This window comes from Algoriphagus aquimarinus (assembly GCF_900112005.1).
Lineage (GTDB): Bacteria > Bacteroidota > Bacteroidia > Cytophagales > Cyclobacteriaceae > Algoriphagus > Algoriphagus aquimarinus.
Genome location: NZ_FOKK01000018.1, coordinates 59,627 through 76,728, shown reverse-complemented (window position 1 = coordinate 76,728; position 17,102 = coordinate 59,627). Strand labels below are relative to the sequence as shown.

At 39.1% G+C, this 17,102-nt stretch carries 14 protein-coding genes; 6 read left to right on the top strand and 8 right to left on the bottom strand.

Annotated elements, in window-relative coordinates:
* Window positions 1-138: 138 nt before the first annotated feature.
* The 7 genes from BM291_RS18345 to BM291_RS22080 all read right to left on the bottom strand — a co-directional run bounded on the left by BM291_RS18345 (window position 139) and on the right by BM291_RS22080 (window position 6,952).
* A complete protein-coding gene (locus BM291_RS18345) occupies window positions 139-1,728 on the bottom strand; it encodes a hypothetical protein (RefSeq protein WP_092900154.1) in 1,590 nt (529 codons plus the stop codon).
* Window positions 1,729-2,158: 430 nt separating this feature from the next.
* Window positions 2,159-3,643, bottom strand: coding sequence for a pyridoxal phosphate-dependent decarboxylase family protein (locus tag BM291_RS18340; RefSeq protein ID WP_092900152.1), 1,485 nt, complete (start codon window positions 3,641-3,643; stop codon window positions 2,159-2,161).
* Window positions 3,644-3,697: 54 nt separating this feature from the next.
* The gene (locus BM291_RS18335; RefSeq protein ID WP_092900150.1) at window positions 3,698-4,189 is read right to left on the bottom strand and encodes a YybH family protein; all 492 of its coding nucleotides are present in this window, start codon (window positions 4,187-4,189) and stop codon (window positions 3,698-3,700) included.
* Between the two features lie 165 nt (window positions 4,190-4,354).
* Window positions 4,355-5,143, bottom strand: a complete 789-nt coding sequence (locus BM291_RS18330; RefSeq protein WP_092900203.1) for a tetratricopeptide repeat protein — start codon at window positions 5,141-5,143, stop codon at window positions 4,355-4,357.
* A 181-nt stretch (window positions 5,144-5,324) separates the two neighbouring features.
* Window positions 5,325-5,615, bottom strand: coding sequence for a hypothetical protein (locus BM291_RS18325; protein WP_092900148.1), 291 nt, complete (start codon window positions 5,613-5,615; stop codon window positions 5,325-5,327).
* 1 nt (window position 5,616) lies between these two features.
* Window positions 5,617-6,123, bottom strand: a complete 507-nt coding sequence (locus BM291_RS18320) for an RNA polymerase sigma factor (RefSeq protein WP_175499744.1) — start codon at window positions 6,121-6,123, stop codon at window positions 5,617-5,619.
* A 184-nt stretch (window positions 6,124-6,307) separates the two neighbouring features.
* On the bottom strand, window positions 6,308-6,952 hold the full coding sequence (locus tag BM291_RS22080; protein WP_092900146.1) for an alpha/beta hydrolase: 645 nt from the start codon (window positions 6,950-6,952) through the stop codon (window positions 6,308-6,310).
* Between the two features lie 371 nt (window positions 6,953-7,323).
* On the opposite strand from BM291_RS22080, the gene BM291_RS18310 reads away from it, so the two are divergent.
* The 6 genes from BM291_RS18310 (at window position 7,324) to BM291_RS18280 (ending at window position 15,701) form a co-directional block, all read left to right on the top strand.
* The gene (locus BM291_RS18310) at window positions 7,324-7,773 is read left to right on the top strand and encodes a KTSC domain-containing protein (RefSeq protein ID WP_092900144.1); all 450 of its coding nucleotides are present in this window, start codon (window positions 7,324-7,326) and stop codon (window positions 7,771-7,773) included.
* A 643-nt stretch (window positions 7,774-8,416) separates the two neighbouring features.
* Window positions 8,417-11,245 (top strand): RNA polymerase-associated protein RapA, encoded by a 2,829-nt coding sequence (gene rapA, locus BM291_RS18305; protein ID WP_092900142.1) that lies wholly within the window; start codon window positions 8,417-8,419, stop codon window positions 11,243-11,245.
* 379 nt (window positions 11,246-11,624) lie between these two features.
* Window positions 11,625-12,827, top strand: coding sequence for a sensor histidine kinase (locus tag BM291_RS18300; protein WP_175499743.1), 1,203 nt, complete (start codon window positions 11,625-11,627; stop codon window positions 12,825-12,827).
* A 137-nt stretch (window positions 12,828-12,964) separates the two neighbouring features.
* On the top strand, window positions 12,965-13,423 hold the full coding sequence (locus BM291_RS18295; protein ID WP_092900138.1) for a COG2426 family protein: 459 nt from the start codon (window positions 12,965-12,967) through the stop codon (window positions 13,421-13,423).
* A 474-nt stretch (window positions 13,424-13,897) separates the two neighbouring features.
* Window positions 13,898-14,635 (top strand): phytanoyl-CoA dioxygenase family protein, encoded by a 738-nt coding sequence (locus BM291_RS18285; RefSeq protein ID WP_092900134.1) that lies wholly within the window; start codon window positions 13,898-13,900, stop codon window positions 14,633-14,635.
* Window positions 14,636-14,681: 46 nt separating this feature from the next.
* Window positions 14,682-15,701, top strand: a complete 1,020-nt coding sequence (locus tag BM291_RS18280) for a zinc-binding alcohol dehydrogenase family protein (protein WP_092900132.1) — start codon at window positions 14,682-14,684, stop codon at window positions 15,699-15,701.
* Window positions 15,702-15,801: 100 nt separating this feature from the next.
* On the opposite strand, the gene BM291_RS18275 is transcribed toward BM291_RS18280, so the two are convergent.
* Entirely contained in the window at window positions 15,802-16,869 is a 1,068-nt protein-coding gene (locus tag BM291_RS18275) for a sensor histidine kinase (protein ID WP_175499742.1), read from the bottom strand.
* Between the last annotated feature and the right edge of the window lie 233 nt (window positions 16,870-17,102).

Genomic DNA, 17,102 nt, shown 5'->3' with positions numbered 1-17,102 from the left:
ATAGCGCAAATCACTCTAAGAGATCTCAGTCAGCTATTCCATACTTATGGGTTTATGATTTGAAGGTGCCAGTGTTTCGTTTGAGAATTGACCAAAAGCAGCTTTCTGAATATCTAGATATTTTAAGTCCTCCGCATACTAAATGCTTGCTATTACTTTTTCTCCAGCTTTTAACTTTACTGTTATGAAGCTGTAGATTTCCCCATTCAGTAATGCTCTGGACGCTTTAGTCTTCTGATTGTTCACGGATATGGCTTCATGATTTCCATAAAATCTAATCTTACAAATTAATGGAGCATCCCCCGATGAGTTGGTGATCTCTGTCTTTTTACTTGCCTGGTGCACAGTTATAGTATGCTCTCCAATCTTTAAATCAGTCAATTCAAGAAAGCCAATTTCCTGTGGCAAGCGTGGAATCGTGCTGATGGTATGATTGGCAGCATCAGGTTCTATACCCATTAGCCCTTCTACTACCTGACTCACTAGCGTAAATGGAACTTCGGGATAGTCTCCGTTTTTACCTTGCTGGGTTACTACGTGCGGCAGGTCTTTTTGATCAATGATATACTTCATCCACTTCCAGGCTTCATCTGTTTTTCCATATGGGAAATAGGTATCTGGAAGGTAAGTGTAAGCCTCAATATTTGCAGGTGAACCCTTCTTGGAATTGGCTGTTCCCACTCCATCTCCAAGTTGCTCTGAGATAAAAGCCAAATACTTGTCATTTCTATCGCCTGGTTCGGTAATAAATTTCATCGGGATAAACCAGCTGGTTTCCTTATTGAAAAAAGGATACTTCTCTTGAGAGGAAGTGATAGCACAAGAGTATAGATCTGTGCCGTCAATTACTGACCAGTTTGTATTGAAATAGTTTTTGAGCGTAGCTGCTTTTTTCAATTGCTCTTTCGCTTCGAGAGTTAAATTTTTCTCTGACAAAAATGAAGCATAGGCTAAATATGCCTGATATTGAGCTCCAATCGCATCTCCAGCTTCTACTGGATGAATATCTGCTTCATTGTAAGTAGCTGATCCTTCGAAAATATTCCCTTGGCCTTCTGGAATTCCATTTCCATCTGAATCATGTAGCGCAACAAATTCTGTGACTACCTTTTCATACATGTTCCAGAGCTTTTCATTCTCTATATATCTTCTATCACCAGTCCACAAATAACTTTTCCAGGCTTTTTCTACCAATTCAAACATAGCTGGAATCTCTCTTACAAAAGATTCACCAGGTTTATTGATGAAATTGGCAGGATAACCTTGGTAGGTTTCGGTGCCAGGAGGGTTTGGTGCATCTAGGGTGAATACACTTCCATCAAAATTCAACGCCCACCAGGAATACCATTTTTTGTCTTTTGTAGTGTATTCAGCAAACTTCTCCATCATGGCAAAGTTTTCCTCGTCCATTCCCAGTAAATGAGCGCCATCAATCTGATGCGCAAAATCTCGAATGTAATAAGCAGAGCGGTGCGCGTATCCAGCCCAATAGGAAGGGAGATAAGGCACATTTGCTTTATAACCTAGCCCTTCGCCTCTTTCATGGCGATTGAGTTCACCCGTTTTGCCCGTCATTTTCCAGGTATTGGCTTTTTGGACTGCCCAGTGAAAGGTTTCTTCTAGCTCTTTATTGTCTGATTTTAGGGATATGGTCTGACTGTTAGAGCGAAAAGCGAGTGAGCAAAATAGAAATACAACGAAGAAGGAAGGGTGAAAGAATTTGTTCATTTTGGGCGGTTTGGTTGAAAAATGAAAAATACAAAAAAAGGATTTTCTTGTCCTGAAATAGATGGACAATCTTCAGGGATGGATTGCCTTGGTTTAATTTCTTTGCTAATTAGCTTTTATATGGATTTGATTAGTCTTCCTACAGACGGTTATGTGATGACTAATGTCGTAGTACCGTTTTTTTTTTGACATCTCTAAGTATAGAATCTAGTGGTTAAGCGACTGCATTATTGACTACCAAAACACAACAAGCGCTCAATGAGTATTTGCGTTTAGTGGTTTATGAATTTATTGCTAACATTAATTGATTCGGCGGTTTGCTGAGCGATAAGAAATAGATCTGAGTGTATGCGTCTATGTCTTTTAATAGTTCTAGGGAAGGTGTCTCTTTGATTTAGAATGCGAACTTGACATTCGTAAATCATATTCATCAGGAGAGTTGTTGGGATAGTTTTAAGTGCACTTTTCTCCCTTCTCTAATGATTATCTCCATGATTTCTTTGACGTCCTTTTCGGAAGTTCTGAAATTCACAAAACAAGCCCGTAAACAGTATTTCTCAAAAACGATGGCATTGGATAAGAATACCTCGCCTCCAGCCTGAAGTTCATTCAGTAGTTTTTCATTCAGCTGATTTAAATATTCCTTGTTTTTGGGATTCTCTAGAGGAATGTATCTGAAGGTAGTAATACTTAAATTTTGAGAAACGGCTTCCAACTCAGGATGCTTTTTAGCTAGATCAAATAACATTTCGGAGAGCTGTATATCTTCACCTATTAGCTTTTCGTAACCGCTTCTTCCGACCTGTTGTAGTGTTAACCACACCTTTAAAGCTCTAAAGCCGCGGGAGTTTTGAAGTCCATATTCATAAAAGTTTTGAGCTACTCCGTCTCCGCTGTTACTGAAGTTGTAGTATTCAGGATGTGAGCTGAACGTATCAATTAAATGCTGGGGATTTTTCACCAAGGCGCACCCTGCTTCAAGAGGACTGTAAAGCCACTTATGTGGATCTAGTGCAATGGAGTCTGCGTCCTCCATGCCATGAAATAATTTGCGGAGTTTTGGGATAATCGCAGCAGGCACACCGTACGCGCCATCAATATGGAACCACAAGTCAAACTTCTTGCAAATAGTTGATATTTCACTCAAATTATCAACAACCCCGGTGCTTACATCACCAGCAGTACCCACTACCATTAAGGGGATACAGTCATTTTCTAAATCACTTTTTATTGTTGTTTCTAATGCCTGAAGGTCCATTTTGTTGGAAGGATCAGTTTGTATCCATCGAATGGATTTCGTGCCCAAACCAAATAAAATAACTGCCTTTTCTATCCAGGTATGCGTTGTTTTGGAGCAGTACACAGTTAGTCTTTTTGAAGTGCTTTGGATACCGTCTTCTTTACAGCTCTTCGGTGCTTTGGCAGTTCTGGCGGCTAGGAATGCGGTGAAATTTGCCATGTTCCCGCCACTGACCAATATGCCACCATACTCTGATGGGACTCCTATAAATTCACATAGCCATCTGACGGTTTGCTTTTCTATCTCAGTTGCAATAGGGCTTAACACATGGGCTCCAACATTAGGATTGACCGAGGCTGCCAGTAAATCGGCTAAAGCACCAATGGGTGAGGCAGAAGAAGTGATGTAGCCTAAAAATTTTGGATGCCCGTTAAGCAAAGAATGGTTGAATAATAGATCGGTCGAAGTTGAAATTAACTCAGATGCGGGTTTTCCATTTTCAGGCAAGGGTTGGTTCCCCAGTATTTCTTGTAACTGACTCGGACTTTCGTTTGGAGTAACAGGTTTCTGAGCTATAGAACCAATAAAATCAGAAATGTCATCAATTAGCTGATGCCCGATTTTCCGAAATTCTTCCTTTTCAATTTCAATGGACGATTTCCTACTTTCTTTCATACTAATCCTTTAAACTATTGCAACTTCTGCCAATGTGCAGGGGAGAAAGCTGATCTAATTATTATGTAAGGTTTCAAACACTATTTTCCAAGAATCGTCAGCTTGCCTTTTCCAAGCTACGATATAGGTCCCTACGTTCTTAACCGTATCGTTTGTTTTCTTATCAATGAAAATTTCATTAAAGCTATTGTATGATATTGCCATGTCTTCAGATTCAATAATTGTAGGTTCACCTCGTTCAACAAGTTTAACCGTGAATTTCTCATAAATCCCATCCCACTGTGCCTTTAATGAGTCTCTTGAATTCACCTTGACAGGTGAGTTGGGGTAAATAGCGGTAAATTCATTGTCGTAGAAATCGATCCAATCGTAACCGAATTTTTCATATACGGAATAGAGGCTATCAACTTGTGTTTTGATTTGATCTTTCAGCTCTGCCGAAGATGTTTTTTTAGGTTCTTCTGACTGATCTCCTTGTTGGCATCCAAAAGCCAATGAAAAGAGAAAAACTAGAAGGAGTAGATCTTGAAAGTTTAGATTTTTCATGATTGATTATTTAGGAGCCTGTGAAGGAGTCGTAATCTACAGCGAGACACTTACTTCTAGGATTAACACAGTGCCATTTTTCTAACTACTCATCAAGCTTTAAATCGCGCCGATTTAGCCACCAGGAAAACAATGTAAATTCCAAACTAGGATGAAGCGGTAATTCTATAGCTTCTCAATGATTTTGTTAATTAAATCCGTGGTGGATTCGTAATCCTCATTGGTGTTTTTAGCTATTTCTATTGCATCTTTTGCTGCTTTTAGCGCTTTGGTGTACTCGCCAGTTTTAAAGAGCAAAGCCGCGTAGGTGTCAGTATTACTATATTCTTGATCAAGTTCGATGGAGCGATCAATCCATTTTAAAGCTTCAGCTAATCTACCTGGATCATTTTCTGAGTTATAAAAACTCCAGGCTAGGGAATTTAAATCTTGTGAACTATCCCAAATGAAATTCACATCTCTTATACGTCCTGCTTCTAATAATTTGTATGGATAAAGAGAATAGCTAACTGTGGCATCAGATATGTCCCCATTGTCTAAAATAAGTATCAAAGGTGCTGATGTGACATTAAATACCTTGTCGAATCCTTTTTCATCCTCTCCGATATTTGCATGAAAATTCAACATGTTGTCCCAGTTCTTCTGATGCCCTTCATTGAGCGCATCTTCTAAATAATTTTCAGCGTCAATATTAATAGTAATTACATTTAACATGGATAAATCACAATCATTGTAGCGATTTATTAATCTAATACATGGGTAACACCATTCGGCACTCCAGGTGATAACCAAGGTCGGCAGACTCTTATCAAGATCATATGTTTCGTAAATCTTGCTAAATGGAATTGTTTTATTGTTGTCTATATCAGTAATGTTGACGTCTATTTGACTGAAGGATTTACTTGAAAAAGCGATAGAAAAAATAAGTACAAGAACTGATGTTGTGATTTTCATTTTTTGGTTTTTTTTATTCGTTGTCAACGTTTTTTTTATCCGCAATTGCGGGTAATTAATGTCTGATTGAATTCTCATTTACCAACTTGCGTTCCTTCAAGATAAGAATGTTTTTAATTTTATGAATTATCAAACAATACAAATTAGTCTCGTAATGTATAGTCGATAGTATAAGAGTGTATTATTTTAATTTCATTTTTTGGAGTATCTTTTTTATAAATTCAGTGATCATCTTTAGGTCACTAGCGATAGATTTTTTCTCAAATGGGCTTACTTTTTCTTTGTATTGGTTCCACGAGGATTTGATTTGTGTGATATCTGATTTAATCGAGTTTGTTTCAAATTCACTCATTTTGCTCTTTAATTCACTAATCAGAGTGGAGAATTGAAAATTGATTTCATCTCCTTTAGCAGAGTTATTCCACAATTCTTTTATTTCATCCCAACTTTCAGCTTGTTCTTGATTCTTCATGTTAATTCAGTTTATATGTAATACAATTCAATAGTTTTTTTCTTATTCTTTTCATTTTGACGGCAATGTGATTTTCAGTCAATCCTGTGATTTCAGCTATCTTTTTATAGGATAAATCTTCGAGATATAGGACCATCAATGATTGCTCATTCTCCTCCAACTTGGAGATACAAGCATGTAAAGCATTGTACCTTTCAGTTTGATTCGAGTTAGGGATTTCATCAGACAAATTGAATTCAATGGATTCCAACCTTACTGTATTAAGATTCCCCTTGCTCAATTGATTTTTGGATCGCATACAGACATTTAAGGCGATTTTATAGATCCAAGTATTAATGTTCGACTTCTCTTCGAAATCTGGTAGTGACTTCCAGATTTGATATACTACTTCCTGAAAAAGGTCCTGAGCTTCAATTGGTGGAACTGCATATATTCTACAAATCCTGTAAATGCTATATTTATTGTCCTCTACTGTTGTTGTAAAAATCTCTTCGTCTTGTCTTTGCATTATATTTTTGTGTGCCTCTAATAATGTTAGTGTCAAGTGTTATGAAAATATGACAAGCAAATCCATTTATTTTCTAGGTTATTCTTAATAAGGATAATTCAAACCTAGGAAAATGCCTTTGTAAACTCATTAGGACAGGTTTATGCTATTGGAATTGCATTTTAATGCATTATTACACCAGTTTTTACTCCAAGGTGTAATTCCCATTTGCCCATTTAATTGCTGGTTCCATCCACTCTGCTAATGGCTTGAACAAGAATCCGTGACCCATTCCTGTATTCAATTCGACCTCATGAAAGTGTTTGATCTCGCAGCTAGAAGTTTGTTTTCTCTCCAATGCAGAAACTCCGAAAGGATCAGTTTTTTCGTAAATGCTTAGAATATTTCCGCAAAAGTTGATTTCAGGAATATTCTGGATGTCGCTATCGCTAAAACTAGCAATGAACACAAAATTCAAATCTGAGTTATTAGCCAAAGTAGATACGTATTGAGGGATATAACCTCCTTTGGAAGTGCCGATTATCGTAATTCTTCCAGCTTCGGTTCCGCTGGCAAGTAAGCTGTCGATTTGGTTTACTACTCCTAAAGCGTACTCTCTCGCGTTTACGTTTCCTTTCCTTTGCTCAGAAATGACTTTGAATCCCTGTTTTTGAAACTCACCAATAATTTCGGAGTATTCTGTTCTCCCAAATTCAGGATGTAGCTCTTCCATTCCATGTTCTTCTAAAAAGCGGTTGTGAAGGAAAAAAATAACTCGCTCATCTCTTTCTTTTTCGCAGGCAAAAAAGAGTGAGCAAAAGAGAAAACCAATTAGTAAGCGTATGTTCATTTTAGGAATATAGATCAAAACAAAGAAGGGGACAAGGCTTGGTTGTATTCTGTCAGTACTATGATTTTCACCTTGCTTTAAAGCTGAGCTTAGGGATTGAAATTGTTAGGTGCGGGTGATTATCCCTCTAATTTGTTGATTCTAGTTCTCTAGCCCAGACTTCCAAAACTACAAAATGCCTCAGCGAAGTGATAGTTTGATTTGGCCTTCGAAAGACTCCACGCTAGGTTGTTATGGCCTGTGAATTCCTTTCCTAAGCTATTCATTACCACTAATGAATGGGGATCGGGGGATTCTTCACATCAAAGTTTAGAGCCTATAGTAATTCGCGTCAAATTAAGCCGTACTTTTGCGCCCGCAAAGAAAATAACATGAAGCGTATAAACGAATACAAGAAACTCTTTGGAGTTGAAAAGGAAATCGATTTGACCACCTTGAAAAAGACTTACCGCAATCTTGTGAAGGAGTGGCATCCTGACAAATTTCTAAGTGGAGATCCTAAGCAAGTAGAAGCTGAAGTACAAAGCCGTAGAATTATCGATGGGTATCATTTTTTGGTAAGTATAGCTCCAGAAACCCATGAGGCTAATTTGGCGAACTACACAGAAACGATTAACGTAGCTGGCATCGCAGACTATCACCACAAAGGGATGTTGCTAGAGATCACCTTTGTAGATGGTAATACTTACGAATACTTTGGAGTTACTCCACAGGTCTATCAAAAAATGATCAATAGTGACAAGATTAACCGTTTTGCAAAGCGTACGATCTACCCAAATTATATCTATAGAAAATCTAAAAAGAGCTCGGAAGAGGTTTAAAGCCAAAGTTTACGTGCTTATTCCTAATCGTGGTCTGTGTTTTCACAGACCACGATTTTTTTTAGTCCGGGCTGCGAGACATAAGTTGGGGAGGGCGTGCTCTCTTTTTTTTGCCATTTCCCAGCATGGTTTGCTTGCGTAATTCATCCAACTGTCAAGAGTAATTTCACCCAATCACAAGAGACTGATTGAGATAGTCAGATGTTTCTCTTCTGGCTGCTTTACGGAATTGCACCGATCTCTCTGCTCTCATACTACTCCTATCCTCGCCAAACTCAAAGCTTGACTCTTTTCTGCTATCTTTGTTTTCATCCTAAAAATGACAAACACAAATCTGCTGTTTTTCATATAAAAGGTCCTTGCAAGTAAGAAATCACATCTAGTTTGTATAGGATAGCCCAACAAATCGATCGTCTTTTTTGCTCAAAAAAAACAATATAGTGGTTGGGGATTAGTTTTCTTTTTATTTGCTTTTCTACCAGTAAGTGGGCAAAAGCATCAAAAGATTTGGTAGACTCTTTCGTTGACGTGACTTCGGTCTCCCGTCATCTGTCTTCCAGCCAGTTATTCAAAGTGATTTTGATGGCTGGCATCAGTACGGATAATCATATTTCATTAATCAACTAAAAAAGAACCTTAATACATGGGAGAATTTTCTCTTAATCAACGATATACCAGTTCCGGAGAACCTGAGCTCGGAGTGGGCATAGTGACAGAAGTCAGCAAAGGAAAAGTTCGGATAACCTTTCCGGTATCAGAAGAAGTGCGATTGTATTCCATAGAAAGTGCTCCTTTGCTTAGAACTATTTTCAAACCTGGGCATACGATCGTAGATCAGCAGGGACAAGCGATGTTGATTGAAGATGTTCGGCTCGAAGATGGGCTGTATGTGTATTTTGGTAACGACAGAGAGTTGGGTGAGGATGAGCTTGGGGATGTTTCTACCTCCCATACGGTAGATGATAGGCTTTTTGCGGGAGATGTAGATACGCCTGAACTATTTGCCCTGCGCAGAGAAACGCTGGATCATAATTATCAAAGAAGGATATCTCCGGTTCATGGATTTGTGGGGGGGAAGATAGATTTGATTCCGCACCAATTGTATATAGCTCATGAGGTGAGTTCACGGTTTGCGCCTCGTGTATTACTATCCGATCAAGTTGGATTGGGTAAAACCATTGAAGCCTGTTTGATTTTACATCGCTTGCTGGTGACTGGGCGAATTTCAAGAGTACTTATTCTTGTACCCGAATCCTTGATTCACCAGTGGTTTGTAGAGGTTTTAAGGAGATTCAACCTGTGGTTTAATATTTTCGATGAGGAGCGTTGCCGATCTCTGGAAAAAGGTGCGCCCGAAGGAAATCCTTTCCTCGACGATCAATTGGTGATTTGCAGCATAGAGTTTCTGGCAGGTTCACAGAAGCGAACCCGACAAGCCATTTCCGCCAACTGGGACATGTTGGTGGTGGATGAGGCTCACCACCTGGAATGGTCAGTGGACGAGGTAAGTCCCGAGTATAGCATAGTGGAATTGTTGAGTCAGGTAGCGAATGGCTTGCTACTGCTTACCGCTACACCAGAGCAATTGGGGGTAGAAAGTCATTTTGCGCGATTGCGATTACTGGATCCAAATAGGTATAACAATTACGATGATTTTATCAATGAATCTGATGGTACCAAAGACATTGCGGCTATAGTAGAAAAACTGTCCACTGGAAAAGCCCTAAAAGCGGGGGAAACCAGGCTGTTGGAAGATATTTTTTCAAAAGAAAGAATCGCTTTACTAGCTAATTCCGATGAACTGACCAGGCACAATCTCATTGAAGATTTGCTTGATCAGCATGGTCCGGGCAGAGTATTGTTTCGAAATACCCGATTGGCCATGAGTGGGTTTCCTAAGCGTATTGCCCAGCTGATTCCCCTTCAAGAAGAGGAGGGTCAATCCCTTTGGATCGAACGGTTGAGCAAGGAATTTTCTTATGATATGGAACATTCTTCCGAGCCAAAACCTGCGCAGGAATTTTGGTTTGATGAGGATCCTCGGGTCACCTGGCTTGTTGGGAAAATGCAGGAATTGCAGGATGCAAAGATATTGTTGATATGCAGCACTAAAGAAAAGGTGCTGGCATTGGAAGCTGCATTAAGTGATTTCCCAGAGCTTACAGCAAGTGTGTTTCACGAAGACCTAACACTTGTACAGCGAGACCGGAATGCCGCTTGGTTTGCTGAGTCTGAAGGTGCTCAGCTACTTATCTGTTCGGAGATAGGGAGTGAGGGAAGGAATTTCCAATTCGCACATCATCTCGTCCTATTTGATATGCCTTTTCATCCTGAATTGCTGGAGCAGCGAATAGGCCGTCTTGACCGCATCGGTCAGAAGGAAGATATTACTATTCATATTCCGTATTTGCTTGGCAGCCCACAAGAACTCCTAATAAGGTGGTTTCATGAAGGTTTGGATGCTTTCAATACCAATCTTGAGGGAGGGAATATTATCTCCAAATTATTCAGTAAGCGCTTACTAACTATTTCAAAAATAGCCTCGGCTGAAGCCGCGAAGTCTGAACTCGAAGTTTTGATTTCTGAAACTGCAGCATATCAAAAAGAACTGAAGAAGAATCTTGCGGAAGGACGTGATAAATTGCTGGAAATGAATTCTTTTCGGCCGAAAGTAGCTGAGAAGCTGATCGAACAAATTCAGGAGGAAGACAATGATCCTACATTGGAAACTTATCTGACTAAGGTGTTTAGGTATTTTGATATAGAGATGGAAGACTTGGCTGCCCGAACATATCTTCTTCATCCAGCTTCCTATAGTGCTGAAGTGTTTCCTTCCATTCCGAAGGAGGGAGTTCAGGTGACATTCGATAGAAAGCGGGCACTCAGTAGAGAAGATGTCAGCTTTCTTACTTGGGATCATCCCATGGCAAACGGCGCCATTGATAAAATGCTGAGTTCGACCCTAGGAACTGCCAGCTGTGGATTGATAAGGGGTACGGGAAAACCTGGGTTATTACTTGAATTGATTTTTGTTCTCGAAACTGCCGGCAAGCAAAGTATCGATATAGATCGCTTCCTTGCGGATACACCGCTGAGAATTGTGGTGGATCATACGGGAAAGGAAGTCACAGAAAACTTTACAGTTGCCATGCTCAACAAAAGCGTAGTTCCTGGTAGCATAGATCCCTTGCTAGATAATGAGGTGTTTGTTGATACTTTATTGCCAAATATGATTTCATCTGCCACAGATATCGCAGAGAAGCTAGGAGAAAAAGAAATAGAAGCAGGTTTGGAGAGAATGAAACGTACCTTGGATCATGAAATCAATCGCCTGACGGCCTTACAAAAAAAGAATAGAGACATAAGAGAAAGCGAGATTCAGACAGCACTGGAGGAGCGAAGTGCCTTATCTGCCCTGATTAAAAAAGCAAGGTTGCGACTGGATGCCGTGCAACTCATTAGGATGGAGTAGGCTTGAAAATATGTGATTGCTGTCATGGATATTCCATGACAGCAATTCTACTAAGGATCAACTATTTTTAGATGAGGTTTTACATTTTTAAAAACACGTTTAAAAATCAGATTATTGAGTGAATTTTTCAATCTTTATCCTACTCAAGTGAATAGAGGAAAATAATATGGCATTAGATTACCCTTCAATATTGTTTTTTTTAGCACTCAATAATTTATTCATTATTGCTTTATTCATCTATCAATATTTTTACCATCACAAGCGATGGTATTTGCTTTTGGTGGCATTGGGGATAGCGTTTCAGGTAATCGCTATCGTTCTGTTTAATTTTAGAGCTCATTTCCCTCCTTTATTTTCAACCCGGATAAGCAGTTTCCTTATGATTTCCAGTTTTGCACTGACTTCATTTGGCCTTCTTTCCTTTGATGGTAAAATCCGAAAAAAGCTCATGTGGGTTTTTATTGTGGCAGTTTTTCTGACTTTTTTCTGGGGTTTAATTATCGAAGAAAACAACACAATTCTCAATGTAGTACGGATAGCCTCCTCTTCATTTTTCTTTGGTGTTGGGTCTTTTTACCTTTTCACCCATAAGAGTAAGTACAAGTCTGCTTTACTAATAAGTGGAGTGCTTTTGATCTATTCATTGTTCCAGCTTGTCAGGGCGTCTTATATTTACCAATTAGATCAATCTTATATTTATGCAACTAATTCATCCATTGGTAATTGGTTTCTGATAATTTCACTTTTTGTCATTAGTGGCTCATGCATAGGTTTCATTATGCTTTTAAAAGAGATTGACCAAAAAACCATACTTGAAAAAAATATAATAATACAACAGAGTAAGCTTAAACTTGAAGAATTCCACCAAACCCAAAACAAGCTATTTTCCATTATCGCGCACGATTTAAGAAATCCTTTTAACAATATTATAGGCCTTTCTGAGCTCCTCAAAGAAAGTGATATGGATGGAGTAGAATCTGTAGAATATATTGACCTGATAAACTCTACTGCGAAAAACACCCTTAATTTGCTTGATAATTTATTGAACTGGGCTAAATCACAAACAGGAGATTTGAGTTTTATCTCAGAAAAAGTCATTCTGTCCAAAGTTCTTAATGAGATTCTCTGGCTTAAAGAATCGCTGGCAAAGGCTAAAAATATTTCTTTGAATTATGCCCCTACGGATGAGATCGAGTTATATACAGACAGAAATATTTTAGGCACTATTCTGCGAAATCTCATTTCGAATGCAATAAAATTCACAAATCAAGGAGGTAGCATTACCGTCTTGGCGACGACAAACGAGCATGAAGTGGAGATATCTATTTGCGACAATGGAGTTGGTATGAGCGAGGAGACCATTCGTAAGATTTTTGACCCATCCACCACCATGACATCTCTAGGAACTGATAACGAAGGTGGTTCGGGCTTAGGTCTAGTCCTTTGCAGAGAGTTTGTGAAAAGACTTGACGGTCATCTTTGGGTTGAAAGTGTAGAGGGACAAGGCAGTAACTTCAAGTTTACGCTGCCTTTAGCAAGTAAAGTTCTTCCTTCTTCCAGCTTCGTAAGCAAAGTTGTGTAGGTGTCAGCCCTAATTACAGTCAATCAATCAAAATGAAATCCTTTTGCGCTGAAAAGCGTTTCTTGCTATAATATGAAGTTGTGCCCTGCTGTGGCGCTTACGAATTCATTACTTTTGCAGCATCTAATCACCACAAAATGTTTCTCGACATACTTATCGCCATGCTATGGAGCATTTCCCCTTTCGGAGAGGCGAAACTCGGAATCCCATACGCGTTATTAAATGATATAAATATTTATTTGGCCTTTGTACTTTGCTTTGGTGCCAATGTGCTGGTATTCCCTGTCATGACATTTTTTCTAGATGTAGTAAATCGTTATTTCCTGAAATGGTATCATTACAAGAAAGCAGCAATTTTTGTGGGGCGCAGAGCTAAGGCTGGAGCAGGCAAAAACGTGCAAAAATATGGTTTTTGGGGCCTAATGTTTTTTGTACTTCTTCCGGTTCCCGGCACTGGAGTATATGCAGGTACCATTGCAGGCTATCTTTTTGGTATGGATAGGAAAAAGGCCTTTTTGGCAAACACCATAGGGATTTTTATCTCATGCGTAATTGTTTGGGTGACCACTGTAGTAGCCATAGGAGGTTTTAAATAATCTGTAAAAATTTATTTTTCGTATGACGAGCTCAAGTCTCCTATTATCTGCACTCTAAAAAGTGAAATAGTAGTACAGTCAAAAGAAGTGAAAGTTGAGCAGCTTATCGATTGCTTCATTTTTAATATTATGTATATCCGCTTTTCTACCAGTAAAGAGGGAAAAGCAATCTAGAATTTGTTCAAATTTATAATTGAGGTCACTTCGGTCATCGGTCTTCCGACCAGATAAGCAAAGAATCTAAGGCAACTGGCATCATTTCGGATAATCACATTTAATATTTTTATCTTTGAATTATAGGTGTAGCGACTGAAAATACTTTGATTTTCCGCTTTTCTGGCTGTAAAAGGTACAAGCATCAAAAGTTTTGGTAAACTCACTTCTTGGGATCACATTGGACATCCGGCACCAGACAGGATAAGCAAGGAATTAAAGGATCTGGCATCATTACGGTTAATCATAAATTACCTCCATATGCTCACGAAAGAAGAAATCGAATTTTTAGATACCTATGGCTATCTCAATTTAGGGCAATTATTGACTGCCGAGCAGGTCAAGCAAGTCAATGACAGAATTGATGAATTGATGCAGGCTGAGGGTGAAAATGCAGGGGCGGAATTGGCAGAGTCGAAATACATACGTCACCCGAAAGAGGAGGGAGCAGACCGCTTGGCTAATTTGGTCAACAAGGGGCCTGTTTTCGATGTTTTCTACACCCATCCGAGAGTGCTAGCTGGAATTGAAGCTGTTTTGGGACAGGAATACAAATTGTCCTCACTCAATTATAGAGCTGCAAAACCCAATCAGGGACTTCAAAAACTTCATGTGGACTGGAAAAATACCGTCGTGAATGGGGACTATAAAGTTTGCAACAGTATATGGCTTTTTGACGATTTTACAGCTCAAAATGGGTCTACCCGAATCGTACCCAAATCGCATAAATTAAGCAGTTTGCCCGATGAAGTGATGGCAGATCCTCTCGAGAAACACCCGGATGAGATCCGAATTATCGCTCCTGCTGGTTCTGTCTTTATTTTCAACTCACACGTCTGGCATGGAGGTACCACCAATCAAACAGACAAGGTGAGAAGGAGTATTCATAGCTATTTCTGTAGCAGAGAGCAACCTCAGCAGATCGACCAAAAGAAGTACATCACTGATGAAACTTCACAGCGGATTGGTGAAAAAGGGAGGCATATTTTGGATGTTTAAGTACCGCCACCGTGTAAATTGATTTTTAAAGTTTCAAAAAGTAAAAATGAAAACCCTTGTTTTAGATAACCCAACAGTCTTCACGTTTCAAGAGAAAGAGGAGCCTACAAGCCTTCAAGCCGATGAGGCCCTAGTGAAAATAAAGAAGATTGGCATTTGTGGCACAGACTATCACGCTTTTAGAGGCAAGCAGCCATTCTTCAGCTATCCTCGGGTATTGGGACATGAATTGGGAGCGGAAGTGGTGGGATTAGGTAGCGATACCGATGCTATCCATGTCGGCGATAGAGTGACTATTGAGCCCTATTTGAACTGTGGGACATGTCAATCCTGTCTCAATGATAAGGGTAATTGTTGTGAAAATCTGCAGGTGTTGGGAGTGCATGTGGATGGAGGTATGACGGAGTATTTGAAAGTCCCTATTCGCAAATTACATCCTTCAAAAATCTTAAGCTTCGAGCAATTGGCTTTGGTCGAGCCTTTAAGTATAGGAGCACACGCTGTTCAGCGGGCAGAAGTCAACCCAAAGGACTTGGTTCTAGTAATTGGTGCTGGACCGATAGGTTTATCTGTGATGCAGTTTGCCAAATTGCGAGGTGCTACGGTGGTGGTTTTGGATATAAACAAAGAGCGGTTGAATTTTGCAAAAGAGCAGATGCAGGTTGATTTTATTCTTGAAGCCAAGGAAGGTTTCACTCCCGATGCGCTGAGAAGCTGCCTTGATGGATTTTTACCAACCGTCGTTTTTGATGCCACAGGTAATCCCAATTCCATGAAAAATGCCTTCAACTATGTTGCCTTTGGCGGGAAGTTGGTTTTTGTGGGCTTATTTATTGGCGAAGCTAGTTTTGATGACCCACTTTTTCACCGTCGGGAAACCACCTTGTTGGCAAGTAGAAATAGCCTGCCACAGGACTTTTCTTCTATTATACAATTGATGGAAAGCGGTAAAATTGACATAAAACCATGGGTAACACATAGCGCTGATTTTGAGGCTTTACCTCATGTTTTTAAGGAGTGGTTAGATCCTAAAAGTAAAGTTATCAAAGCTGTAGTTACCCTGTAAAGGGAGGTAGAATTTCAATAACAAAGTCTTGCTAAGCCAGCTGAATTAGGAGCGGTTACTTTCGGAGATAGTTTGGGGTTTTGCGGAGGCTAGGATGAAATTATGGCCTTTTTAGGGGTATGCTGAAGAAAAAGTTGGAGCCTTGGTTTTTAGAACTTTTGACACCGATCTGCCCATGATGAAGGGTGATTATTTGCTTAGAAATAGCTAGGCCTAATCCTGTACTCTCTTCTCCTTCGGTAGGTCGGGAACTTGTTTTTTGAAAATAATTGAAAAGATTTTGTTGCTCTTCCTCCGAAATTCCAATACCATTATCAATTACCTCTGTAAGCAGTTGGTTTTTGTCAGACAACGAGACTCTGATCAAGATTTCAGTATTTCTATTCGAGTATTTGATCGCATTCGATAATAAATTGCCTATAACTTCACTGAAATAATGTTCGTCAAAATCGACAATTATTTCATCTGTTGAAGTGTCTAGTTTAATCCCAATCTCTTTGTTTTTAGCTAGTATTTGGTTGATGTGAACTTGATTAGCTATAAATGAAATGTAGTCCTGTGACTTGTAGGTTAAGACTAATTTGCCAGCTTCTATTTTTGAAACATCCAGCAGGTTCCTAACTACTGTAATGCTATTGCTACTGGTAGTTTTGATTATGTTTAGGATCTCGGTGATTTCAGGATTCAACTCCTCTTTATAGTCCTCGATTAAAATTTCAGAAAAGGCATTGATGATGCCAAGTGGACCTTTGATATCGTGCGCGGCTATTCCTATAAATTTGTTTTTTTCATTATTAATTGATTTCAAATGGCTATTTAAAGATTTAAGTTTCTTCTCATTTTCTTTGAGGTAATATAATAGTAAGCCTATGGAAATGAAGAATATAAGTCGAATTCCTGCATTCCAAATGGGAAAGAAAAGTAAGGTGTATTCTCGTGTCAGGTACTCGGCAATAAACCATTCTATTGATGCTAAAGTAGAAGTGAAGATAATAGCCGATACACTGGTCTTTGGGGATATGGAGAGGGAAGCTATTGGCAATAGGTAAAAAAATGAAAAGGCAAATTCATCTCCAGTTAGAAAGTCAATGTATCCAATGAGAAGAATAGTTATTGTCGCTACAGGTAAACTGATGTATTTATTTTTAATTCTTTCAATTAAATTCATTTCCATAAATTTTTAAAAGCCCATCGTAAAACGGGTGCTGTTTGTTAGGCGAGATTAAATAAGAATACAACAATGACTCCAATCGATAAGGACTATCAGGTAGGAGAAGGGTAATAGCTCAATGCACTTCGATTTATCGCTGGCGAATATCTTCAGATAACTTCCAATTGCAATGCATTTCAGGATGTTTTTTTAATGAAGGACTAGTAAATATCGTCCGTCCCGCTGGGACT

Excerpts from the sequence above, each read along its gene's own strand:
- rapA (WP_092900142.1), top strand. The coding sequence starts at position 8,417 with ATGGGAGAATTTTCTCTTAATCAACGATATACCAGTTCCGGAGAACCT.
- BM291_RS18340 (WP_092900152.1), bottom strand. The coding sequence starts at position 3,643 with ATGAAAGAAAGTAGGAAATCGTCCATTGAAATTGAAAAGGAAGAATTT.
- BM291_RS18330 (WP_092900203.1), bottom strand. The coding sequence starts at position 5,143 with ATGAAAATCACAACATCAGTTCTTGTACTTATTTTTTCTATCGCTTTT.
- BM291_RS18345 (WP_092900154.1), bottom strand. The coding sequence starts at position 1,728 with ATGAACAAATTCTTTCACCCTTCCTTCTTCGTTGTATTTCTATTTTGC.
- BM291_RS18320 (WP_175499744.1), bottom strand. The coding sequence starts at position 6,123 with ATGCAAAGACAAGACGAAGAGATTTTTACAACAACAGTAGAGGACAAT.
- BM291_RS18310 (WP_092900144.1), top strand. The coding sequence starts at position 7,324 with ATGAAGCGTATAAACGAATACAAGAAACTCTTTGGAGTTGAAAAGGAA.
- BM291_RS18275 (WP_175499742.1), bottom strand. The coding sequence starts at position 16,869 with ATGAATTTAATTGAAAGAATTAAAAATAAATACATCAGTTTACCTGTA.
- BM291_RS18295 (WP_092900138.1), top strand. The coding sequence starts at position 12,965 with ATGTTTCTCGACATACTTATCGCCATGCTATGGAGCATTTCCCCTTTC.
- BM291_RS22080 (WP_092900146.1), bottom strand. The coding sequence starts at position 6,952 with ATGAACATACGCTTACTAATTGGTTTTCTCTTTTGCTCACTCTTTTTT.
- BM291_RS18300 (WP_175499743.1), top strand. The coding sequence starts at position 11,625 with ATGATTTCCAGTTTTGCACTGACTTCATTTGGCCTTCTTTCCTTTGAT.
- BM291_RS18325 (WP_092900148.1), bottom strand. The coding sequence starts at position 5,615 with ATGAAGAATCAAGAACAAGCTGAAAGTTGGGATGAAATAAAAGAATTG.
- BM291_RS18280 (WP_092900132.1), top strand. The coding sequence starts at position 14,682 with ATGAAAACCCTTGTTTTAGATAACCCAACAGTCTTCACGTTTCAAGAG.
- BM291_RS18285 (WP_092900134.1), top strand. The coding sequence starts at position 13,898 with ATGCTCACGAAAGAAGAAATCGAATTTTTAGATACCTATGGCTATCTC.
- BM291_RS18335 (WP_092900150.1), bottom strand. The coding sequence starts at position 4,189 with ATGAAAAATCTAAACTTTCAAGATCTACTCCTTCTAGTTTTTCTCTTT.